This is a genomic window from Streptomyces sp. NPDC054961 (assembly GCF_053609145.1).
The window spans coordinates 419,634-439,049 of sequence record NZ_JBSGWY010000001.1 but is presented as its reverse complement, the minus strand read 5'-3'; the positions used below and the strand labels follow the sequence as shown (position 1 = coordinate 439,049).

The window sequence follows — 19,416 nt, the reverse complement described above, 5'->3', positions numbered from 1 at the left end:
CCGTCCGCCAGTTAAGGACTGTTCATGCCATGGATGCACCAGGACGGCCACCTCGGCACCGGGCCACCGCTGTGGGCCCGAGGACGTGGGAGGGGACGCCGATGAGGCAGCAGCCGTACTTCGGCGGCACCGAATCCGGCGGCACCGATTCCGGCGGCCCCCGGCTGGAGGACGTCATGGAACAGGTGGGCCGCGGCGACAAGAACGCCTTCTCCGTCCTCTACGACGCGGTGGCGAACACCGTCTTCGGGATCGTCGTCAAGGTCGTGCGGGACAGGGCGCAGTCGGAGGAGGTGGCGCAGGAGGTGATGATCGACCTGTGGCGCCAGGCCGCCCGCTACCACCCCGCGCAGGGCTCCGTGATGTCATGGGTGGCGACGATCGCGCACCGGCGGGCGGTGGACCGGGTCCGGTCCGCGCAAGCCTCCGCCAACCGCGACAAGGCCACGGCCGCGCGCGATCAGGCACGGCCGTTCGACGAGGTCGCCGAGCAGGTCGAGACCCGGCTGGAGAGCGAGCAGGTACGCCGGTGCATGCGCGGGCTGACCGAACTGCAGCGCCAGGCGGTGACCTTGGCCTACTACCAGGGCATGACGTACCGGGAGGTCGCTGAGACACTGCGGTCCCCGCTTCCGACCATCAAGACCAGAATGCGCGACGGGCTGATCCGGCTGCGCGACTGCATGGGGGTGACCACGTGAAGAAGCACCGGCAACACGAAGACCTGCACGCCCTCACCGGCGCGTACGCCCTGGACACGCTCCCGGAAGAGGAACGCCGTTCCTACGCCGCCCATCTCGAGGAGTGCGCCGACTGCGCGCGTGAGGTCGCCGGCTTCGCCGCGACGACCGCCCGGCTGGCGGCCGCGGTGAGTGCGCCCGCACCCCCGGATCTGAAGCTTTCGGTCATGCGGGCGGTCGACGGCGTCCGCCAGTTGCCCCCGCACACCCGCCCGGACCGGCCGGCCCGCCCTCCCTGGCTCCTGCCGCGTCGGCTCGGTCCGTTCGTCGTCGCGGCCAGCATCGCCGCGGCCGCCGCCTTCGGCGGGATCGCCGTGTGGCAGCACCAGGAGAACCGGACCCGGGCCCAGCACGCCGAGGCGCAGGTCAGGGAGGTGTCCGCCGTGCTGGCCGCAGCTGACGCGCGGACCGTGCACGGCCGTACGAGCGGCGGGGCGACCACCTCCGTGGTGACCTCCCCGAAGCTGAACAAGTCCGTGTTCGTCGCCGCCGGGCTGCCGCCCGCGCCCGCCGGGAAGACGTACCAGTTGTGGTTCGACGACCACGGCACCATGCGCCCCGCGGGTCTCATGCGCCAGGACGGTGCCCGCGTCATGCAAGGGGATCCCAGCCGGGCACTCGCCGTCGGACTGACCCTGGAGCCCGAGGGCGGCTCGCCCCAGCCGACCAGCAGCCCCCTGATGCTGCTCAGCCTCCCCGCGTGAGCTCGGGCCACCGCCGCCGTCAGCGTCCTCGGAGGTGGCGACGCGCGTGAGGGGGGTGCCGCCGCCGACGGCGTGGACGTGGTGCCGGGACGTACCCGGGCCGGCCGTCCGTCCTGGCCTGAGCGGCCGGCGCCCCCGCCCGGTCAGCCGGCGAGGGCGACGAGCCTTTCGTACGCCAGCTGCGGCGTCTGCCGGGCCGTGAGGTGGACGCGGACGTCCAGGAGGTATTCCTTCAGGGCGGTGTAGCCGGCCGTGTACGCCTCTTCCCGCTCCTTCGCGTTCGGCGGCATCCAGAAGACCAGCAGCGGTTCGTGCCGGCGGGCGCCGTCCGGGGCGGCGAAGGACAGTTCGTGGACGAACAGGCGCGCCTCGTCCGCGGGCAGGGCCGAAACGAGCTCGTCCTGCGTCAGATTGCCCTCCACCTCCACCTCCAGCATCAGCATCCCCGGGGTTTCGTCGAGGAGGAGGATCACCGTGTTGATCTCCCGTGTCTCCCTCAGGTGCTGAAGGGCCTCACGGGAGCCTTCCGAGAGGCCGATCGGGCTGCTCATGACATACCTCGGTTCGCTCGTGGCCGGAGCCTGGGGACGGGCAACACGGTTCAGCCCCCACACCGGTGGACGCGTGCGGGGCGGCATGGTGTGCGGACGCCGCCGGGGTGGACAGGAGCACCGGCCGGGCAGGCACCGGCACCACCATCGCTCCACGGACGCGGAAGATCCCGCTTCCGGCACGGGACACACGAGAGACCGCCCGCCCGGACCAGCCCTTACCGGCCGCGGGAGGGTGCGGGAGGCCGCGGGAGGGTGCGGCAGGGTGCGGGACGTGGCGCCGGTCGGACGGGGCACCGTCACGGAGGCACGGCACCGGGCCGCGCCGGTGCCGGCGCCTGCGCGTCGGCCCCCCGCCGGCCCCGGCGCGCGCCGTACGCGTGCGGGTCGTCCTCGGGACGCAGGCCGAGCATGTCCAGCAGCAGCGCCAGATCTCCGGGATCGACGGCGCGGGAGGCCACGGCGCGGCGCGCCGCCGCCCGGTCCGTCGTTCCGGAGGAGGCCAGGAGAGCCGGTTCGTCACAGCCAAAGGGATCCTTCACCTGGCAGATCCCACCATGCCCGCCCCCCGCGTGCAGCCGGACTGCTCCACCTGCACCGCGGTCCCGCCCGGGGGCGCCCCGGATGGTGGTGGGGTGCGGCAGACCGGCGACGCGGTGGATTCAGTGCGCGCCGGTGTCCGTCCTCGGCTCGCGGGGTGTCGTGGCGGCGGCGCGTTCCTCGGAGCTGGTGCAGGCGAAGCGCGGCATGAAGAACTGGGTGACCGGGCCGACGGCGAGTGCGTACAGCACCGTCCCCGCGCCCACGGTGCCGCCGAGCAGCCAGCCCACGCCGAGCACGGTGATCTCGATGGACGTGCGGATGAAGCGGATGGAGCGTCCCGTGAGGGCGGACGCTCCGGTCATCAGGCCGTCCCGGGGCCCGGGGCCGAAGCGTGCGCCGACGTAGACGGCGATGGACAGCGCGTTGAGGAGGATCCCGCCGACGAGCAGACCGATCCGGGTGGGGAGCCCGAGCTCCTCGGGGACGAGCCAGAGTCCGAGGTCGGAGGAGAACCCGAGGACGACGATGTTCGCGACGGTGCCGAACTTCGGCCTCTGCTTGAGGGGTATCCACAGGAGCAGCACCACCGCGCCGACCAGTGCGGTGATCGTGCCGAAGCTCAGGGACGTGTGGCGCACCAGGCCGTCGTTCAGGACGCTCCACGGGTTCAGGCCCAGCGAGGCCCGGACCATGAGCGACAGGCTGAACCCGTACAGGGCGAGGCCGATGAACAGCTGCGGCAGTCTGCGCAACGGCCGCTCACCGAAGCGGACGTAGGAGAGCGGGGGCACGGCCGGGCGCGCACCGGGTCTCGCGGGAGCCCCGACGCTTGCCACCGCTCGGCGCTCCGTCCCGCGCCCGTAGCCGTCGGTGGTCTCCTGCTGCATTCCGCTCGCCTCCATATGGTTCCGGTGGCCTCGTTCCGGGCCGATGAGGTGAGTGTGCAGGGTGACCGGGCCCGACGGCATGGCCAATTTCGGAGAAATGGCTGGTGGACGACCCCGGGCCGGTGCGGCGCCGTGGAGCGGTGGCCCCGCGCCGGACGGACGCGCGCGCCGTCAGACGGACGCGCGCATCCCCGCGGTGGCGGTTCCGGCAGCGTTTCGCGCGGCGCGTTTCCGCGCGGCGACTACCGCCGGGTGCCGGCGCCTCCGGGCGCACGGGTGGACGGCGACCGGAACAGCGCCAGCACGCTCAGGCCGAACATCAGCACGCCCAGGGGGACATGGACCGACGGCACGCGCGCGATGCCCAGCACCACCTGCACCGAAGCGAGCACGAGGAAGCCCGACGCGTAGAGGATGGGGCGGGGTGAGCCACCGCCCGGCCGCCACGCCAGGACCGCGGCGAGCACGTACAGCATGGACGCGCCGTACATCACGCGGGCTCCGACACCGTGCAGGACCTCGCCGTGGGGCGAGGACAACAGCAGTCCCGCGGTGGCCGCTTGGAAGAAGACGGCCAAGGTCTGCAGCGCCACCGCGACCTGCACGAAGGTGAATCTGCCCTGCTCTGCCGTCGTCTGTGTCGCCATGACGCGGTCCCCTCTTCTGCCTCGCGGCGGTGGATCGGTAGTGTCTCGGTAGTCCGACGACGCGGGCCCGCGAAATGTGAGGCGAAGCGCCAACCTCGCCGGCCGGCGCGGAGTTTCGTCAGGGGCGCTGGAGCGGCAGCGGCGGCAGCGGCAGCGGCAGCGGCGGACGAGAAGAACCGAGGAGCGGTCGTCACCATGAACACCCCATCCGTGCCGGTGGACGACCGGTCCGTGCCGGACCTCGGCGTGCTCGTCGGCGAGCGGCGCCGGCTGATCAACCTCGCCTACCGGCTGCTCGGTTCGCTGGCCGAGGCCGAGGACGCCGTGCAGGAGACGTACGCCCGCTGGTACGCGATGTCACGGCAACGGCAGGAAGCCGTCGAGTCGCCCGGAGCCTGGCTGACCACGGTGGCCGGCCGCATCTGCCTGGACACGCTCGGCTCGGCACGGGTCCGGCGCGAGCGCTACGTCGGCCCGTGGATACCCGAGCCGCTGCCCGACCGTACGGAGTGGGTCAGCGGGCCCGCGGGCGGGGTCGGGCCGGCCGACCCCGCCGACCAGATCACCCTGGACGAGTCGGTGAACATGGCCTTCCTCGTCGTACTGGAGTCGATGACACCGGCCGAACGCGTGGCGTTCATCCTGCACGACGTCTTCCGGTACCCCTTCACCGAGATCGCCGAGATCGCCGGCCGGACGCCCGCGGCCTGCCGGCAGCTGGCGTCCTCGGCGCGTCGACGCGTGCGCGCCGAGCAGGCTCCGGCCGTTCCGGCCGCCGGGCCCGCCGGGCCCGCCGGGCCCGCCGGACAGACCGCGCAGGCCGCGCAGACCGCGCAGGCCGGTCTGGTGCGGCATTTCAAGGAGGCCTGGGAGGCCAAGGACATCGGGGCCCTCCTCGGCCTCCTCGATCCCGATGCCACGATGACCGCCGACGGCGGCGGCCTGGTCGGCACCGTCCTGCGTCCGGTCGAGGGCAGCGCACGCATCGCCCAGTACCTGATCCACATCGCCGACGCGGCTCCCGGACTGACGCTGCTGGAACGGTCGGTCAACGGCCGGCCCGGCCTGGTCGCGCAGAACGCGGGCGTCACGGTGACCGTGGCGGCGTTCGGCCTCACCGGCGGCCGCATCACCCGCATCTGGGCGGTCCGCAACCCGGAGAAGCTCGGTCCGTGGACCGAGCACGCGGGGAACGGGCAGGGCTGACGACCGGCCGGCCGGGCGTGGTCGGAGCGAAACCGAGCCGCCCGGCGTCAGCCCCGGGAGGTGAAGGCCGCCCCCACCACGGTCCGCCGGGGTCCGGCGTCAGGTGCCACGAGCCCGCTCGCCGGCGAGCTCGGCGAGCTCCGCGAGGTGGTCGTCGCGGGCGGTCTCCCACGGGACTCCGCCCTCGGCCGAGGGGTATCCGTGGGCGGCGATGTCCTCCAGGACGCTCGCCAGGAGGTCCGCCTTGGCCCGCTCGCCGGCCGCGTACGCGCGGACCGCGTCGGCGGCGGTGGCATCGAGCGGCCGGCGTTCGGCGGCCGGCTGTTCGCTCATCGGGGCCTCCTGGGCACAGTCTCGCGTGGCGCTCCAACGGTAGCGCCAGCCGGGGCGCCGGGACCGCAGGTCCGAGGATCCGGGACTCCGGAATTCCGGATCCCGGCCCGCGCAGGCCTCTGGAGGCCACCCGGCCCTCGAGACGCAACCTGCGAGTTGCGCCCGACGCCCTTGATGTGCAATCCTGGAGTTGCACATCAAGGGCGTCGATGAACGGAGTCAGCTCATGAGCGAGGACCGGATCGAACGCGAGACCCTGATCGCGGCACCCCTGGAACGCGTCTGGTCGCTCGTGGCCCAGCCCGGATTCTGGGCCGCCGACAAGGCCAGCCTGCCCGGCACCGTGGCCAGGGAAGGGGAGTCGATGATCGCGATCCACCCCGAGCACGGCGAATTCCCGGTGCGCGTGGAGAAGGTGGAGCCGCCGACCTACCTGGCGTACCGCTGGACCAGCGCGTTTCCCGGAGAGGAGCTGCGCGAGAACAACAGCACCCTCGTGGAGTTCACGCTGACCCAGGAGGGCGACCAGACGCGGCTGCGCGTCGTCGAGAGCGGCTTCGCGGCGCTGGCCGGGTCCGAGGACCTGCGGACCCGGAACCTCCAGGATCACAGCGAGGGCTGGCCCCTGGAACTCGACGCGCTCAGGACACGCGCGGAACAGACCTCCGCGTGAGCGAAGAGGGTCCCGGCGCCGGCGCCGACGAGGTCGTCAACAACGTCCTCGCCGCGCTGTCCGACCCGACGCGCCGCCGGCTGCTCGACCTCCTCGCCGCACGGCGCGAGGCCACCGCGACGACGCTCGCCGGTGAACTCCCCGTCTCGCGCCAGGCCGTGGTCAAGCACCTCGCCGTCCTGGACGCCGCCGGCCTGGTCTCCGGCAGCCGGGTCGGCCGCGAGGTCCGGTACACGGTGCGGCCGGCGGCACTGGACGCGACGGCACGGTGGATGGCCACGCTCGCGACCGACTGGGACCGCCGACTGGCCACCATCAAACAGATCGCCGAGGCGGCCGAGGCGGCCGACGCGACCGACCAGGACGCACGTCCGACGCCACCCGACTGAGCGGGAGCAACCGCATCATGGACACCACAGCACTGCGCGACGCCTACGGCCACTTCCTCGACGCCGCGGCCGTCCCCGGCCTCGGCGACGCCGAGGACGGCGGGTGGAACGCCGACCAGATCCTGGCCCACGTCCTCAGCGTCGACGCCGCGATCTCGGCGACCGCCCTCGGCGTCGTCGCCGGGGCGCGGCCCGCCTTCGACAACCGGATCTCCCTCGACCCGTGGAACCTCGAGCGGATCATCGCGGAGCACTCGGGCAGGGAGGATCTCGCCGATCACGTCCGCAGCCAGGCCGCCGTGCTCTGCGGCATCGCCGACCGCCTCAGCGAGCAGGCCGCCTCGGTTCTCGTACCCGTGCTCCTCCTGTCCAACGACGCGCTCGCGCTGGACCGGCCGATCCCGCTCGCGAGCCTCATCGACGGCCTCGCCGAGAGCCACGTACCGGGACACACCCAACAGCTCCTCGCGCTGCGCCGCACCGGCCCCGGACACGCCTGAACTCGGCACCGGAGGGGGCCCGTCGAGGCGCCCCCGCCCCACACCGCCCCCCCACCGCCGCGGCAGCCGCAGGGCCCCGTCCCGGCCAGGGCGCTCCCGTCACGTGACCGGGCGTCAGTCGCGGGCGGTCCGGGTGAGCCAGGCGGTCGTCGTGACGGACGCGATCAGTTCCTTGTACGTCTCGTCACCGGGCACGGGCACGACGAGCCAACGGCTCGGCGGGAAGAACCGGCCCTTGGTGAAGGCCAGTCCGCCGTACACGGACCGGAGGAAGGCGGGAACGGCGCGCTTGGGCACGTCGTGGAACTCGACGCCGTCCACGGTGATCTTCGCGTCGTCCTCCGGGAAGAGCCGGACGCTCACCTCCGGGACGCCGGTCAGTTCGACGAACGCCTCGTGCGGCAGCGAACCGTCGGGATCCACCGTCACGAAGGCGCCGGCAGACGTGCGGCGCGAAGTCTGGTCCGCGCCGATGTCCTCGGTCACGGTCATCGTCAGGCGGTACTCGTCGGCGAGGGCGCGGATCGCGCTCACCGCGGCCTCTGTGGTCAACGGACGGGGATGCTCCATGATCGAGATTCTGCCTCATGGAAGGGGCCGGGTCGCGTCGCGGATCCGCGCAACTCCCTTTAGAGCGGCACGGTGTCGTCGGCGCGGAAGGCTCCACCGTGGCCGGGGACGATCAGGTCCGCGGTGGCCAGCACCCGCTGCCGGGAGGCGCGCAGAACCTCGCGGTCCGGCGCGACCGGGTCGTCGGCCGGACCCGCCGAGTGCCACCACAGGTCTCCGGCGAACGCCACCACGCCCGAGTCCGTGCCGGCCAGCAGGGTGATGTCCTCGGGACTGTGTCCGGGCGTGCGGATCAGGCGCAGCGAGGGGGTGAGTTCGTACCCCTCGGCGTCACGGTTGTTCCACCGGTTGCCCTGGTACTCCACCTTGTGGTCGTGGACCCGGGCCCGGCCGAACAGGCCCACGTTCATGGTGTTGTCCGGGTGGTGGTGGCTGAGTACCACGTCGGTGATGTCGTCGGGACCGAGCCCGAGTGCGGCGAGCGGGCCGAGGATGTCGTCGTGGCTGGCCACCATGCCGGGGTCGAAGATCACGTGGCGGCCGGCGTCGGAGATGTAGGAGACGGTGGCGGCGACTCCGGGGCCGGTGGAGCCGACGTAGCCGGTGGTCAGGATCGTGTACACGGCGCTGCGTCCGAGCGGTGCGTCCGTCGCGGTGCCCGCCGCGGTCTCGGTCTCGGTCTCGGTCTCGGTCCGCGTCGTGCTGTCCGTCGTGATGTCCGCCGTCGTGTCGGTCGTGATGTCGGTCGTGATGCCGGTCGCGGTGACTGCCGTGGTGTTCGTCATGGCCCCCATCCTTCCTGTCGGCGGCGGGTGTTCACGAGTGGCACTGCTGCCGCTGATCGCAGGAATCGTGCCATCGGTGCGACACTGGTCCCGTGCCCCCTTTCACGACGGTCGCCGCGTACGTCCCGCCCGGTGTCGGCATGCTCGCCGTCGGCATCGTCACAGAGGTGTTCGGTCCGCACGGGCAAGGGGTACCCGGCTTCGACTTCGCCCTGTGCGCCGACCGGCCCGGTCCGGTCCCCACCGACCTCGGCGTCCCGCTCGCGATCGCGCACGGCCTCGACCGGCTGGCCGCCGCCGACCTGGTGATCGCCCTTCCCGGAGCCGGTTTCCGCACGCCTCCCGGGCGCGCCGTGCTCGACGCCCTGGCGGCGGCGTACGAGGGCGGCGCGCTGGTCGCGGCCCACTGCGTCGGTACGTTCGCGCTCGCCGCGGCCGGTCTGCTCGACGGGCGGCGGGCGACGACGCACTGGCGGTTCGCCGAGTTGCTGGCGCACCGCCACCCGGAGGTCGTCGTGGAGTCCGACGCCCTGTACATCGACGAGGGGCGGATCATCACGGGTGCCGGGGCCGCCGCGGGTTTCGACCTGTGCCTGCACCTGCTGAGGCGGGAGCACGGGGCCGCGATGGCCAACGCGGTGGCCCGCGACATGGTGTTGCCCTCGCACCGCGATGGCGGCCAGGCCCAGTACCTGGCCACCCCCGTCCCCGAGGACTGCCAGGACGAGCGCCTCTCCGAGGTGCTCGGATGGGCCCGCGAGCACCTCCACGAGCCGCTCCCCGTCGCGGAACTGGCGCGGCGCGCCGTGATGAGCAAACGGTCCTTCGCCCGCCGCTTCACCGCCGCGACGGGCACCACCCCGCACGCCTGGCTGCGGAACCTGCGGCTGAGCAGCGCCGAGGAACTCCTGGAGACCACGGACCTGCCCGTCGAGGAGATCGCCCGCCGGGTCGGCTACGGGAGCGCGGCCGTGCTGCGCGAGCAGTTCGTACGCCGCCGGGGCGTCCCGCCCCGCTCCTACCGCCGAGCCTTCACCAGCACGCCGTAGCGGACGGGGACGGGCCGGGCGAACAGCCAGCGCGCATCCGGGCGTCGGGCATGCGGGCCCACGTCCCGCCGGGGACGTGGGTCCGCACTCCCGACAGATACCCCGGCTGACCCGGTTTCAGGCACTATGAGGACGACTTGGTCGCTGCCGGGAGGAATCCGGCGGCTGTCCGCTCCCGCGTCACCCCGAGCCGTGCGGGTCCGTCCGGGTGAAGGAGCCGCCGATGTAGCGGGCGTCCGGGTGGTCCGGGTCGAGGGGGCCGTGGGCGGCGAGGAGGGCTTCGGCGTAGGCCTCCGCGTCGTCCTGCGGGTCGTAGCCGAGGGCCCGCGCCGAGGCGAGGTCCCACCAGGCGCGGGTGTTGGCGCTGATGCCGTTGACGACGGTGTGGCCCACGTCGGGCGCGGTGAGGGCCGCGTGCACGAGGCGGGCGCAGTCCGCCGGGCTGAGCCAGGTGGCGAGCATCCGGACCGAGCGCGGCTCGGCGAAGCAGGAGCCGATGCGCAGGGAGACGGTCTCCACCCCGTACTTGTCGGCGTAGAGGGAGGCCATGTTCTCGCCGAAGGCCTTGGAGAGGCCGTAGTAGGTGTCCGGGCGGGCTGGGACCGTGCTGGCGATCCGGGCGCCGCTCGTCACCGGGACGTAGCCGACGGCGTGGTTGCTGCTGGCGAAGACCACCCGGCGGACTCCCTCCAGCCGGACGGCCTCGTACAGGTGGTACGTGCCCTGGACGTTGGCTTCGAGGATCGCCTCGAAGCTGTCCTCCAGGGAGATCCCGCCGAGGTGGACGACCGCGTCGACGCCGCGCACCGCGGCCCGCACGGCCTCGGCGTCGCGCAGGTCGCAGAGGACGGACCCGGCGGACCCGGCGATGCCGGCGGGTCCGACAGACCCGGCGGTCCCGGCTCCGGCCCGGTCTTCCACCGGCCTCAGGTCGGCCAGGCGCAGCCGGTAGCCGTATCCGGGCAGGCTCGCGCGCAGGAAGGTGCCGACGCCGCCCGCGGCGCCGGTGAGGAGGACGGTGCGGGGGCGGGTCATGAGCGGAACTCCTTTGCCAGTTCTGCGAGGAGCGGCAGCCGGCCGGGGGCCGTCAGACCGAGGTGGTAGAGGCTGAGCCGACTGGCGCCCGCGGCGCGCAGCCGGCGTACGTGGGCGGGCAGCAGCCCGGGATCGGCCGGGGGCTGCACGGTGACGTAGGCGTCGACGGGCAGGCCGTGCCGCGCCGCCTGCCGGACCAGGTCGGCGGTGCCGGGCGCGGTCGGCCAGCAGGGGACGAGCAGGGCGTCCACCTCCTCGGCGGCCCGGACGGTGAGCCCCGGGGAGGGCCCGGTGGCCCAGGGATCGGGGTGGGCGTGCAGGGTGACCCGCGCCCCGGGCAGGGTCTCCCGTACGGCGGCCAGCACCTGCCCGCGCAGTGCGTCGGCGGCGGTGTGCCGCGCCGCGAGGAGTACGGATCCCAGGTCTGCCGGGACCGCGAGGCCGTCCGTGGAGTCCGCGCAGCGTCGGAGCAGCACCACCGCCACGGCCGGGTCGAGGCCCGAGGCGCGCCAGAGCGAGCGGCAGGCGGCGCAGCAGCACACCGACAGGGCGCGCAGGGCGGCGGGCGGGTAGGCGCCGTCGGTCTTCTCGTGGCAGCCGAGGTGGGTGGCGCCGAGCTGGCCCGCGGACTCCAGGGACACCCCGTGGACGGCCCCGGGGGCCAGGCCCCGGAGCGCCTCGGCGGTGAGCGCCGCGCAGTGGGCCCGGACTTCCTCCTGGGCGGGACACAGCGCGTACGGGTAGACCTCGCCGAAGCAGTTCGTGACGGCGAGTTGCGGGTGGAGGGAACCCAGGCGGCTGTTGTGGGCGAGCACCAGCCAGGCGTTGACGGGAAGGCCCTCGGCGGCGAGTACGTCGACGGCGGCGCCGGCCGGGTCGGGTCCGGGCACCCAGTCGGCGGCCACCGGCACGAGCCGGCGGCCGGCCCAGGCACGGTCCCGCACGGGGCGGTAGAGGGCCGAGTGGCGGGCGTCGACGAACCGGCGGTGCGGGTGGAGCGGGGTGGCGGCCCGGGTGGAGTGGTAGGTGAGGGCGAGCGTGACGGCGTCCAGGCCGGCTTCGCGGACCCGGTCGGGGAAGGCGGGGTCGCCCAGGACGTCCCAGGGGTAGGCGTGCGCGGAGACGGTCGGCACGGGACCGGCCGGGGACACGCCGGTCGGCGTCGGGCCGGCCGGTATCGGGCCGTTCAGAATCGAGCCCTGTGGTATCGGACCGTTCGGTATCGGGTCGGTCGGCATCGGGTCGGTCGGGTTCACCATCGCGGGCGCCTCCTGCGGTACTCGGGGTCGAACCGGCGCATGTACGCGGTGTCGTCGCGCTCCCGGATGCCACACCGCAGGTAGTTCTCGTGCAGGCGGGCCAGGGCGTCGGGATCGAGGCGGACGCCGAGGCCGGGGCGCTGCGGTACGGCGACGGACCCGCCTTCGATCGGCAGCGGCTCGGCGACGACGTCCACCCCGTACTGCCAGGGGGTGTGGGTGTCGGCGGCGTAGGCCAGTTCGGGGAGGGCCCCGCCGAGGTGGGTCATGGCGGCCAGGCTGACGCCGAGGTGGCTGTTGGAGTGCATGGACACGCCGATGCCCCAGGTACGGCAGATCGCCGCGAGTTCCGCGGTGCGGCGCAGGCCGCCCCAGTAGTGGTGGTCGGCCAGGACCACACCGACGGCCCGGTCGGCGAAGGCCGGCGGTATGTCGTCCGGGCTCACCACGACCATGTTGGTGGCCAGCGGCATGGGGGCGCTGCGGGCCACCTGGGCCATCCCCTCGATACCGGGGGTGGGGTCCTCCAGGTATTCCAGGAGGCCCTCGGTCTCGGCGGCGATCCGCCGCGACGTGTCCACCGTCCAGGCGGCATTGGGGTCCAGGCGCAGGGGGTGGTCGGGGAAGGCCTCGCGCAGGGCGCGGATCGTCTCGACCTCCTGGTCCGGCGGGAGCACGCCGCCCTTGAGCTTGAGGGACCGGAATCCGTACGCGTCGGCCATCCGCTTCGCCTGGTCGACGATGCCGTCCGCGTCGAGCGCCTCACCGTAAGGGTCCGCCGGCTCCTCGGCACGGATGTCGCGGCCGTCGCGGCCGTCGCGCCCGTCGGCGGGCTCCGGGTGGGCGGCCCATTTGTAGAAGAGGTAGGCGGAGTAAGGGACGCGGTCGCGGACCGTGCCGCCCAGGAGGTCGGCGACCGGGCGGCCGGTGAGCTGTCCTTGCAGGTCGAGGCAGGCCACCTCGAAGGGACTGAGCACGCGCAGGGTGGTCTTCTGCGGGCTGGACCCGCCGGTCAGCCCGTGCCGGTCGGGGGTGTCGGCCCGGTCGCCCAGGACGCCCCTGACGCGGCGCAGCAGGCCGTGCGTGTCGAAGGGGTCGAGCCCGGTGAGGGCCGGGGCGACGGTGCGCAGCAACCGCAGGTGGGGGGCGTCCGCATAGGTCTCCCCCAGCCCGACGAGGCCGTCGCCGCAGCGCAGTTCGACGATGGCGCGCAGGGCCCAGGGCTGGTGGACGCCGGCGGAGTTGAGCAGCGGCGGGTCGGGGAAGGCGACCGGGGTGATGACCGTCTCGCGTACGCGCATCAGACCTCCAGCGTGGCGAGGGCGGCGCGGCCGCGGGCGATGACGGCGGCGAGCCGCTGTTCGTGTGCGGGGGTGGTGTCCACGAGGGGTGGACGGACGGATCCCACGTCCAGGCCGGACAGGCGGGCGCCGGCCTTGACGAGGGAGACGGCGTAGCCGGGCCTCTCGTCGCGCAGGGCGACGAAGGGCAGGTAGAAGGCGGCGAGCAGGGTCTGGACGGCGTGCCCGTCGCGGGCGCGCACCGCGCGGTGGAAGGCGGTCGCGATGTCGGGGGCGAAGCAGAGCACGGCGGAGGAGTAGCACTCGACGCCGATGGCCTCGTAGGCCTGTACGGAGAGTTCGGCCGTGGGCAGGCCGTTGAGGAAGCCGAACTCGGCGGCGCGGACGTGGCCGCTGGTGCGCACGGCGGTGACCAGGCGGAGCATCGCGTCCACGTCGCCGAGGCCGTCCTTGATGCCGGTGACGGTGGGGATGTCGAGGAGGGCGAGGGCGGCGGCCTCGTCGAGGACCGCGTTGGCCCGCTGGTAGACCGTGACGGGCAGGTCGGTGCCCTGGGCCACGTAGCGGATGTGCTCGACGAGACCGGCGGGGGTGGAGGAGACGAGGTAGGGCGGGAGCAGCAGCAGCCCGTCGGCTCCGCATTCGGCGGCGGTGGCGGCGAAGTCACGGGCCAGGCGCGGACCGCCGCCGCAGCCGGCCACGACGGGGAGCCGGCCGTCGGCCACGCGGACCGCGGTGGCGACGACGTCGCGGTACTCGTCCTGGGACAGTGCGGTGAACTCGCCGGTGCCGCAGGCCACGAAGAGACCGGCGGGACCCGCGGCCACCTGCTGCTCCAGGTGTTCGGCGAAGACCGCCAGGTCCACCTTGTCGTCGGCGGTGAACGGGGTCAGCGGGAAGGACAGCAGGCCGTGCAGGCGCATGGGATCCCCTTGGTGCGAAAGAGCGTACGAAGGACTCGAAGACGCGGCGAACGCGGTGGATTCGGTGGAGGAGAGGGGTGTCGTGGATGAGGCGGGTTCGATGGGTACGGACGAAGGGCAGGACGAGCGGCCGTGGCCGGTCCCCCGGTCAGCCCTTGACGGCGCCGGACGTGAGCCCCCGCATGAACTGGCGCTGCATCGCGATGAAGGCGAGCACGCTGGGCAGCAGGGCGAGCAGCGCGGACGCGAGCAGGACGCCCACACCGGCCTCCTCGTCGGCGCGCAGGGTGCGCAGGGCGAGCGGGAGGGTGAACTGACGGGCATCGGTGGCGACCAGGAGCGGGAGCATGTACTGGTCCCAGATCATGGTGAAGCCGAAGATGCCGATGACTCCGAGCGCCGGCCGGCACAGCGGAAGGATCACCGACCAGAAGATGCGCAGGTCTCCGGCGCCGTCGAGGCGGGCGGCCTCCTCGAGCTCGACCGGTATCTCCTTCATGAACTCCGCGGTGACCAGGATCGAGAAGGCCCACGCGCCGACCGGGATGATCATTCCCCAGAGGCTGCCGGTGAGGGAGAGGTCCGAGAGGACCAGGGAGAGCGGGACGGCCAGGATCTCCTCGGGCAGCATCATCGTGCTGAGGATCAGCAGCAGGACCAGCCGCAGGCCGGGGAACCGCTTGCGGGCCAGGGCGTAGGCGGCGGAGATGCTCACCGCGATCTGGAGCAGGAGTCCGCCGCCGACGACGAGGAAGGAGTTGAGGAGGTAGCGCAGCACGTCGCGGTCGAAGGCGGCCTCGAAGTTGGCGAGCGTGGGCCGGGTCGGCAGCAGGGTCAGTGAGGTGGGGTCGGCCGTCCGGTTGAAGGAGCTGGTCAGCAGCGCCAGCAGGGGGCCGGCGAAGACCAGTACGAGCAGGGCGTACAGCAGCAGTTTGACGACGAGGGCGACCGCGCCGCGCCGGGCCTCCAGGCCGAGGGCGGTGTCCAGGCGGCTCACGGGGCTTCCTTTCCGACGCGGGTACGGGTCCGGGTCCGGGTCCGGGTCCGGGAGCTGCCCAGCCGGACGGCCAGGGTCAGGCCCACCGATGCCGTGAGCAGGACCATGGAGCCGGCGGCGGCCACGCCGGGCTCGCTGCGCTCCAGGCCGAGTTTGTAGATCAGGGTCATCAGCACCTCGGTGGAGCCGTTGGGGCCGCCGTTGGTGAGCAGGAAGATCTCGGTGAAGACGCGCAGGCCGCGGATGGCGGCGAGGGTGGACAGGATGAGGAAGGCCGGGCGCAGGGCCGGGAGGGTGACGTGCCAGACCCGGCGCCACACCCCGGCGCCGTCGGCCGCCGCGGCCTCGTAGAGGCTTCGGTCCACGCCCGCGAGCGCCGCCAGGAAGATCATCATGTCGTAGGGGGCTCCGCGCCAGACGCCGACCGTCATCACGGACCACAGGGCGCTGTCGGGGCTGTTGAGGAACTGCGAGGGCGCCGCCCCGAACCAGCCCAGCAGGGTGTTGACGATTCCGTCGGCGGCCGGGTGGTAGAGGATGCGCCACAGCTCGGCGACCACGGCCATGGCGGTGACGGTCGGCAGGAACACGGCCGTGCGGATGATCCACAGGTGGCGCGCGGTTCCTTCGAGCAGCAGCGCGAGGGCGAGGCCGAGGAGCAGCGAGCCTCCCGTCTGGCCGACGGCCAGGACCAGGGTGTGGCCGATCGCGTCGAGGAACGCCCCGTCGGTGACCACCTGACGGTAGTTGGCCGTGCCCACCCACCGGTCGCCCAGATAGGGCCGTACCTCGTGGAAGCTCATCTGGACGGCCCGCCCCATCGGCAGGAACTTGAAGAGCGCGAAGAGGAGCAGGGCCGGGGCGAGGAAGAGCCACGGCGTGAGCGCGTCCCGCCTCGGCGGCCGCATCAGGAGCCCGCTCCCTGCTTCTTGAGCTCGGCGGAGAAGGACGCGGCGAGCTGGGCGAGCGTGGCCCGGGGGTCGGAACCGCAGTCGGCGACCATGCCGTTGAGGGCTTCGGACGATGCCTGGCGGAAGGGGGTCCAGTCCTTGACGACGGGCGAGTAGCGGCCCGCCGTGCGGTAGACCTCGTCGAAGACGAGCCAGCGCTTGTCGGCGCGTACGGAGGCCAGGTCGACGGACCGGTTGACGGGCAGCCGGACGACGTTGCCCGCCGTGTCTCCGGCCATGCCGGCCTTCTGTCCCTCGGCGCCGATGAGGAACTCGGCGTACTTCAGCTGGCCCCGGGGGTTCTTCGAGCCGGCCATCAGGTACGTGTTCTCGCCCTCGGCGAGAACGGAGGGCGCGGCTCCGGGGCCGCCGGGCAGCGCGAGGACCTCGTACGCGTCCGCACCGAGGGCCTTGTCGAAGCGGGCCATGTTGTAGGGGCCGGTGAAGTAGATGCCGCCCTTGCCGCTTTCGAAGAGCGGGTGGGACTGGGTGGTCTCGGCGGTCACCGCGCCCGGGACCACGCTCCTGGCCGCGCAGAACTGGTCCTTGAGCCGCTGGGCGGCGCCCGCGGCGGCCGGACCGTCGATCGCGGGTCGGAAGCTCTTGGCGTCGGCGCCGCTGAAGTAGTCGCCGCCCGCGGACCAGAGGAAGCTCGAGAAGTACCAGTCGAGGTAGCCGCGTTTGGTGCTGCCGGGGATGACGTACCCGTACGTGTCGTCCTTGCCGTTGCCGTCGGGGTCCCGGGTGGTGAAGGCGGCCGCGAGGGCGTCCAGTTGGTCCCAGTCCGTCGGCTGCGCCATGCCCAGCTTCTCGCGCCAGTCCTTGCGCACGAAGAGGGCGAAGGTCTGGGCCGAGAAGGGAACTCCGTAGTACTTGCCGTCGACCGCCTTCGCCGCGTCCCAGGAGGCGGGTATGAGCTGGTCCCCGCCCTGGACCGCTCCCTTGTCGACCTCCCGTACGAGGCCCTGCTTGACCAGCGTGCCCAGCTGGGCGGTGTCGTTGACGATCAGGTCGGGCAGCTTCTTCTGCGCCGCGGCCTGCTGCAGCTTGGTCTCGAAGTCGTCGAACAGGGCGGTCACTTCGGCCGGGATGCCGGTCTCCTTGGTGAAGGCGGCCGCCAGGTCACGGTGGGTCTTCTCGGTGGGCGAGCCCGGGGGCTTGCGGACCCATATCCGCAGCGGTGCCCCGGCGTCACCGGCGACGGCCCCGGAATCGCCGCCGCAGCCGGTGAGGGAGGTGAGGGCGAGCACGGCGGCCAGCGAGGCTGCCAGGGAGGTGGATGCGGCTCTGCGATTCATCGGATGCGATTCCCCGTCTAGATATGTGGACAGGATCTGAGAATGTGGTCGCTCTGCAAGGGGAAGTTAGCCTCCGCTACCATGCCGGTCAACACTCATGAGGAAATGATCTGGAGGGTGGACATGCCCGCTGCCGCTGCCCAGTCGGACGTCTCGACCGTCAAGTCCGCCGAACGCACCGTGCGCATCCTGGAGGCGCTCGCCGCCTCCGCCGAGCGGCTCACCGTCTCCGAACTGCAGGAGCGCCTCGGCTATCCGCGCAGCAGCCTGCACGCGCTGGTCCGTACGCTGCGCGAGCTCAAGTGGGTCGAGGCCGACGAAACCGGCTCCGCCTTCGGGGTCGGACCGCACGCCCTGCTGTCCGGCACCGCCTACCTCGACCGCGATCCGGCCCTGCCCCACGCGCACGAGGTCATCGAGGACCTGCGGGCCGAGACCGGCTACACCGTGCACTTCGCCCGCCGCGACGAGGCCTACGTCCTCTACCTCGCGAGCCGCGAGGCACGCGACAGCGTCCGCGCCATCTCGCGGGTCGGCCGTCGGCTGCCCGCCCATCTCACCGCTCTGGGACAGGCGTTGCTCGCCGAGCTCACCACCGAGGAGGTGGACGCGGTGCTGCCGCGGCGCCTGGAGGCACTGACCCCGAGCACCGTCACCGACCGCGCGGCCCTGCACGAGGAGCTGGCCCGTACCCGCGACCGGGGCTGGGCCCTGGAGCGCGAGCAGGGCACGCCCGGGGTCGCCTGCCTGTCGGCCCCCGTGCACTACCGGATCCCGGCCACCGACGCGATCAGCTGCTCCATGCCGGTGGAAGCCGCCACCGAGGAGGAGGTCGAGCGGGTGGCGAGGGCGGTGGTGGCACACGCCACCGCCCTCGCCACCACGCTCCGCCGGCACGGCATCAGGTAACCGCTCGGCCAGCGGCCGCCGTTGACCGCACGGGAACTCGTCACCGGAACCGGACGCCGTCGTACGGGGCCGGGGCCGGGGCCCCGGTGCGGGCCGGTCAGGGCGTGACCGGGATGTTGGTCAGCCCCTTCACCGCCCTCGTCACGGTGTTGGAGGCGTGGACCACGTTCGGCCGGCCGGAACACTGCGAGACGGAGGTGACCTTGACGGCGTACGCACCGACGCCGCCCAGGTCCGAGGTGTTGTTCCGCCACACCGTGCCGCAGCCGTTCGGGAAGGACGGGGTCGTACCCGGGTGGTGCGTCTCGTAGCCGTTGGCGAAGATGCCGGGTGCGGCGAAGCTGCCCTTGTTGCCCTCGATCAGGTAGTCGACGCCCTTGACGTCCACCCACGAGTCGGCCGAGTTCTCACCGGTGATCCCGCGGCCGTCGAAGGTGTTGCCGCGGATGATCCCGCCGGACGTGCCCTCCTTGACGTCGATGGCCTCGGCCGCGACGTACGGTCCGATGCGGTTCCCCTCCACCAGCACCCGGTCGGAGCGGTCCGCACCGCCGGAGTTGCCGTGGCAGCCCCAGTTGGAGCCGGCGGAGCCGAGGTAGACGCCCTCGCCGTAGCCGGGCTGGACCAGGCCGGTGTACTCGATCACGGAGCTCCGGATCACACCGTCCGCGGACGAGCGCCGGAAGTGGACGCCTTCCTCCTCGACGTGGTGGACGTACAGCCCGTCGAGGGTGACGTGGCGCGAGCTGTCCAGCACCACGCCCTTCTTCGAGTCCCTGACGGTGAAACCGGTCAGGTTCCAGTACGAGGCCCCGTACAGCCAGAGCCCGTAGCCCGGGTCCCAGCCGGTCGTGGGTACGGGGCAGGACGGGGCCTCGCCCGAGGGGCCGTCGTTCACGAGGACCGCGCTCCGGGGACCGGTCAGCGTGATGCGCTGGGCCGCGGTCCCCGGGCGCCGGGTCGTGAAGGAGCCGCGGTACTCCCCCGCGGCCAGCCGGATGGTCTGGCCGGGCACCGCCGCCGCGAGGGCGCTCCTCAGCTGGGCGGAGGTGGCCACGTCGACCGTCCGCGGAGCCGCGGCCCGTGCGGTCGGGCCCAGCAGCCCGAGGGTGGCGAACACGGCGGCCGCGGCCGCCAGAGCCGGGATCACTCTGCGCATGGTGGTCT

The 19,416-nt window shown here is 72.9% G+C and carries 23 protein-coding genes; 8 read left to right on the top strand and 15 right to left on the bottom strand.

Features of this window, described 5'->3' with window-relative positions:
* The first annotated feature begins 101 nt into the window (after positions 1–101).
* Together sigK and ACWF9Z_RS01880 are read left to right on the top strand one after the other, a co-directional pair.
* On the top strand, positions 102–701 hold the full coding sequence (gene sigK / locus ACWF9Z_RS01885; protein ID WP_453596405.1) for an ECF RNA polymerase sigma factor SigK: 600 nt from the start codon (positions 102–104) through the stop codon (positions 699–701).
* Complete coding sequence (locus ACWF9Z_RS01880; protein ID WP_453596403.1) at positions 698–1,444, top strand: anti-sigma factor; 747 nt, start codon at positions 698–700, stop codon at positions 1,442–1,444. The genes sigK and ACWF9Z_RS01880 overlap by 4 nt, the downstream gene beginning before the upstream one ends.
* Before the next feature lie 143 nt (positions 1,445–1,587).
* On the opposite strand, the gene ACWF9Z_RS01875 is transcribed toward ACWF9Z_RS01880, so the two are convergent.
* From ACWF9Z_RS01875 to ACWF9Z_RS01860, 4 genes are all read right to left on the bottom strand, one after another.
* Positions 1,588–1,995, bottom strand: coding sequence for a cofilin family protein (locus ACWF9Z_RS01875; protein ID WP_453596401.1), 408 nt, complete (start codon positions 1,993–1,995; stop codon positions 1,588–1,590).
* 299 nt (positions 1,996–2,294) lie between these two features.
* The gene (locus tag ACWF9Z_RS01870) at positions 2,295–2,537 is read right to left on the bottom strand and encodes a hypothetical protein (RefSeq protein WP_453596399.1); all 243 of its coding nucleotides are present in this window, start codon (positions 2,535–2,537) and stop codon (positions 2,295–2,297) included.
* A gap of 120 nt (positions 2,538–2,657) precedes the next feature.
* Positions 2,658–3,425, bottom strand: coding sequence for a membrane protein YczE (yczE, locus tag ACWF9Z_RS01865; protein ID WP_453596397.1), 768 nt, complete (start codon positions 3,423–3,425; stop codon positions 2,658–2,660).
* Between the two features lie 242 nt (positions 3,426–3,667).
* Complete coding sequence (locus ACWF9Z_RS01860) at positions 3,668–4,072, bottom strand: hypothetical protein (RefSeq protein ID WP_453596395.1); 405 nt, start codon at positions 4,070–4,072, stop codon at positions 3,668–3,670.
* A gap of 195 nt (positions 4,073–4,267) precedes the next feature.
* Here ACWF9Z_RS01860 and sigJ point away from each other — a divergent pair, with 195 nt between their 5' ends.
* Complete coding sequence (gene sigJ / locus ACWF9Z_RS01855) at positions 4,268–5,278, top strand: RNA polymerase sigma factor SigJ (protein ID WP_453596393.1); 1,011 nt, start codon at positions 4,268–4,270, stop codon at positions 5,276–5,278.
* Positions 5,279–5,377: 99 nt separating this feature from the next.
* Here sigJ and ACWF9Z_RS01850 read toward each other — a convergent pair whose 3' ends face one another.
* Positions 5,378–5,611, bottom strand: coding sequence for a hypothetical protein (locus ACWF9Z_RS01850; RefSeq protein ID WP_453596391.1), 234 nt, complete (start codon positions 5,609–5,611; stop codon positions 5,378–5,380).
* A 226-nt stretch (positions 5,612–5,837) separates the two neighbouring features.
* Between ACWF9Z_RS01850 and ACWF9Z_RS01845 the strand changes: the two genes are divergently transcribed.
* Genes ACWF9Z_RS01845 through ACWF9Z_RS01835 form a run of 3 tightly spaced genes read left to right on the top strand, consistent with a single transcriptional unit; the run spans position 5,838 to position 7,173 of the window.
* Positions 5,838–6,284 (top strand): SRPBCC domain-containing protein, encoded by a 447-nt coding sequence (locus tag ACWF9Z_RS01845; RefSeq protein WP_453596389.1) that lies wholly within the window; start codon positions 5,838–5,840, stop codon positions 6,282–6,284.
* Complete coding sequence (locus ACWF9Z_RS01840) at positions 6,281–6,673, top strand: ArsR/SmtB family transcription factor (RefSeq protein ID WP_453596387.1); 393 nt, start codon at positions 6,281–6,283, stop codon at positions 6,671–6,673. The genes ACWF9Z_RS01845 and ACWF9Z_RS01840 overlap by 4 nt, the downstream gene beginning before the upstream one ends.
* Positions 6,674–6,690: 17 nt before the next feature.
* Positions 6,691–7,173, top strand: a complete 483-nt coding sequence (locus tag ACWF9Z_RS01835; protein ID WP_453596385.1) for a hypothetical protein — start codon at positions 6,691–6,693, stop codon at positions 7,171–7,173.
* Positions 7,174–7,287: 114 nt separating this feature from the next.
* Here the strand turns inward: ACWF9Z_RS01835 and ACWF9Z_RS01830 are convergent, their stop codons facing one another.
* Together ACWF9Z_RS01830 and ACWF9Z_RS01825 are read right to left on the bottom strand one after the other, a co-directional pair.
* Positions 7,288–7,743, bottom strand: coding sequence for a hypothetical protein (locus ACWF9Z_RS01830; protein ID WP_453596383.1), 456 nt, complete (start codon positions 7,741–7,743; stop codon positions 7,288–7,290).
* A 59-nt stretch (positions 7,744–7,802) separates the two neighbouring features.
* Positions 7,803–8,528: an MBL fold metallo-hydrolase gene (locus tag ACWF9Z_RS01825; RefSeq protein WP_453596381.1), complete on the bottom strand. Its 726-nt coding sequence runs from the start codon at positions 8,526–8,528 to the stop codon at positions 7,803–7,805.
* Positions 8,529–8,668: 140 nt separating this feature from the next.
* On the opposite strand from ACWF9Z_RS01825, the gene ACWF9Z_RS01820 reads away from it, so the two are divergent.
* On the top strand, positions 8,669–9,577 hold the full coding sequence (locus ACWF9Z_RS01820; protein ID WP_453596535.1) for a GlxA family transcriptional regulator: 909 nt from the start codon (positions 8,669–8,671) through the stop codon (positions 9,575–9,577).
* 180 nt (positions 9,578–9,757) lie between these two features.
* Here ACWF9Z_RS01820 and ACWF9Z_RS01815 read toward each other — a convergent pair whose 3' ends face one another.
* The 7 genes from ACWF9Z_RS01815 to ACWF9Z_RS01785 all read right to left on the bottom strand — a co-directional run bounded on the left by ACWF9Z_RS01815 (position 9,758) and on the right by ACWF9Z_RS01785 (position 17,340).
* On the bottom strand, positions 9,758–10,612 hold the full coding sequence (locus ACWF9Z_RS01815) for an NAD-dependent epimerase/dehydratase family protein (protein WP_453596379.1): 855 nt from the start codon (positions 10,610–10,612) through the stop codon (positions 9,758–9,760).
* Positions 10,609–11,763, bottom strand: a complete 1,155-nt coding sequence (locus tag ACWF9Z_RS01810) for a hypothetical protein (protein ID WP_453596377.1) — start codon at positions 11,761–11,763, stop codon at positions 10,609–10,611. Before ACWF9Z_RS01810 ends, ACWF9Z_RS01815 begins: the two co-directional genes overlap by 4 nt.
* A 101-nt stretch (positions 11,764–11,864) precedes the next feature.
* A complete protein-coding gene (locus tag ACWF9Z_RS01805) occupies positions 11,865–13,172 on the bottom strand; it encodes a glucarate dehydratase family protein (RefSeq protein WP_453596375.1) in 1,308 nt (435 codons plus the stop codon).
* On the bottom strand, positions 13,172–14,095 hold the full coding sequence (locus ACWF9Z_RS01800) for a 5-dehydro-4-deoxyglucarate dehydratase (protein ID WP_453596373.1): 924 nt from the start codon (positions 14,093–14,095) through the stop codon (positions 13,172–13,174). The genes ACWF9Z_RS01805 and ACWF9Z_RS01800 overlap by 1 nt, the downstream gene beginning before the upstream one ends.
* Positions 14,096–14,243: 148 nt before the next feature.
* The gene (locus ACWF9Z_RS01795; protein ID WP_453596371.1) at positions 14,244–15,092 is read right to left on the bottom strand and encodes a carbohydrate ABC transporter permease; all 849 of its coding nucleotides are present in this window, start codon (positions 15,090–15,092) and stop codon (positions 14,244–14,246) included.
* Positions 15,089–16,000: a carbohydrate ABC transporter permease gene (locus ACWF9Z_RS01790; RefSeq protein WP_453596370.1), complete on the bottom strand. Its 912-nt coding sequence runs from the start codon at positions 15,998–16,000 to the stop codon at positions 15,089–15,091. Before ACWF9Z_RS01790 ends, ACWF9Z_RS01795 begins: the two co-directional genes overlap by 4 nt.
* Complete coding sequence (locus tag ACWF9Z_RS01785; protein ID WP_453596368.1) at positions 16,000–17,340, bottom strand: sugar ABC transporter substrate-binding protein; 1,341 nt, start codon at positions 17,338–17,340, stop codon at positions 16,000–16,002. Before ACWF9Z_RS01785 ends, ACWF9Z_RS01790 begins: the two co-directional genes overlap by 1 nt.
* A gap of 123 nt (positions 17,341–17,463) precedes the next feature.
* Between ACWF9Z_RS01785 and ACWF9Z_RS01780 the strand changes: the two genes are divergently transcribed.
* Positions 17,464–18,249 carry an IclR family transcriptional regulator gene (locus ACWF9Z_RS01780; protein WP_453596366.1) on the top strand — a complete coding sequence of 262 codons (786 nt, stop codon included), beginning with the start codon at positions 17,464–17,466 and terminating at the stop codon, positions 18,247–18,249.
* Between the two features lie 97 nt (positions 18,250–18,346).
* Here ACWF9Z_RS01780 and ACWF9Z_RS01775 read toward each other — a convergent pair whose 3' ends face one another.
* On the bottom strand, positions 18,347–19,408 hold the full coding sequence (locus tag ACWF9Z_RS01775) for a right-handed parallel beta-helix repeat-containing protein (RefSeq protein WP_453596364.1): 1,062 nt from the start codon (positions 19,406–19,408) through the stop codon (positions 18,347–18,349).
* Positions 19,409–19,416 lie beyond the last annotated feature (8 nt).

Excerpts from the sequence above, each read along its gene's own strand:
- sigK (WP_453596405.1), top strand. The coding sequence starts at position 102 with ATGAGGCAGCAGCCGTACTTCGGCGGCACCGAATCCGGCGGCACCGAT.
- ACWF9Z_RS01875 (WP_453596401.1), bottom strand. The coding sequence starts at position 1,995 with ATGAGCAGCCCGATCGGCCTCTCGGAAGGCTCCCGTGAGGCCCTTCAG.
- yczE (WP_453596397.1), bottom strand. The coding sequence starts at position 3,425 with ATGCAGCAGGAGACCACCGACGGCTACGGGCGCGGGACGGAGCGCCGA.
- ACWF9Z_RS01860 (WP_453596395.1), bottom strand. The coding sequence starts at position 4,072 with ATGGCGACACAGACGACGGCAGAGCAGGGCAGATTCACCTTCGTGCAG.
- sigJ (WP_453596393.1), top strand. The coding sequence starts at position 4,268 with ATGAACACCCCATCCGTGCCGGTGGACGACCGGTCCGTGCCGGACCTC.
- ACWF9Z_RS01850 (WP_453596391.1), bottom strand. The coding sequence starts at position 5,611 with ATGAGCGAACAGCCGGCCGCCGAACGCCGGCCGCTCGATGCCACCGCC.
- ACWF9Z_RS01845 (WP_453596389.1), top strand. The coding sequence starts at position 5,838 with ATGAGCGAGGACCGGATCGAACGCGAGACCCTGATCGCGGCACCCCTG.
- ACWF9Z_RS01835 (WP_453596385.1), top strand. The coding sequence starts at position 6,691 with ATGGACACCACAGCACTGCGCGACGCCTACGGCCACTTCCTCGACGCC.
- ACWF9Z_RS01830 (WP_453596383.1), bottom strand. The coding sequence starts at position 7,743 with ATGGAGCATCCCCGTCCGTTGACCACAGAGGCCGCGGTGAGCGCGATC.
- ACWF9Z_RS01825 (WP_453596381.1), bottom strand. The coding sequence starts at position 8,528 with ATGACGAACACCACGGCAGTCACCGCGACCGGCATCACGACCGACATC.
- ACWF9Z_RS01820 (WP_453596535.1), top strand. The coding sequence starts at position 8,669 with ATGCTCGCCGTCGGCATCGTCACAGAGGTGTTCGGTCCGCACGGGCAA.
- ACWF9Z_RS01815 (WP_453596379.1), bottom strand. The coding sequence starts at position 10,612 with ATGACCCGCCCCCGCACCGTCCTCCTCACCGGCGCCGCGGGCGGCGTC.
- ACWF9Z_RS01805 (WP_453596375.1), bottom strand. The coding sequence starts at position 13,172 with ATGCGCGTACGCGAGACGGTCATCACCCCGGTCGCCTTCCCCGACCCG.
- ACWF9Z_RS01800 (WP_453596373.1), bottom strand. The coding sequence starts at position 14,095 with ATGCGCCTGCACGGCCTGCTGTCCTTCCCGCTGACCCCGTTCACCGCC.
- ACWF9Z_RS01790 (WP_453596370.1), bottom strand. The coding sequence starts at position 16,000 with ATGCGGCCGCCGAGGCGGGACGCGCTCACGCCGTGGCTCTTCCTCGCC.
- ACWF9Z_RS01785 (WP_453596368.1), bottom strand. The coding sequence starts at position 17,340 with ATGAATCGCAGAGCCGCATCCACCTCCCTGGCAGCCTCGCTGGCCGCC.
- ACWF9Z_RS01780 (WP_453596366.1), top strand. The coding sequence starts at position 17,464 with ATGCCCGCTGCCGCTGCCCAGTCGGACGTCTCGACCGTCAAGTCCGCC.
- ACWF9Z_RS01775 (WP_453596364.1), bottom strand. The coding sequence starts at position 19,408 with ATGCGCAGAGTGATCCCGGCTCTGGCGGCCGCGGCCGCCGTGTTCGCC.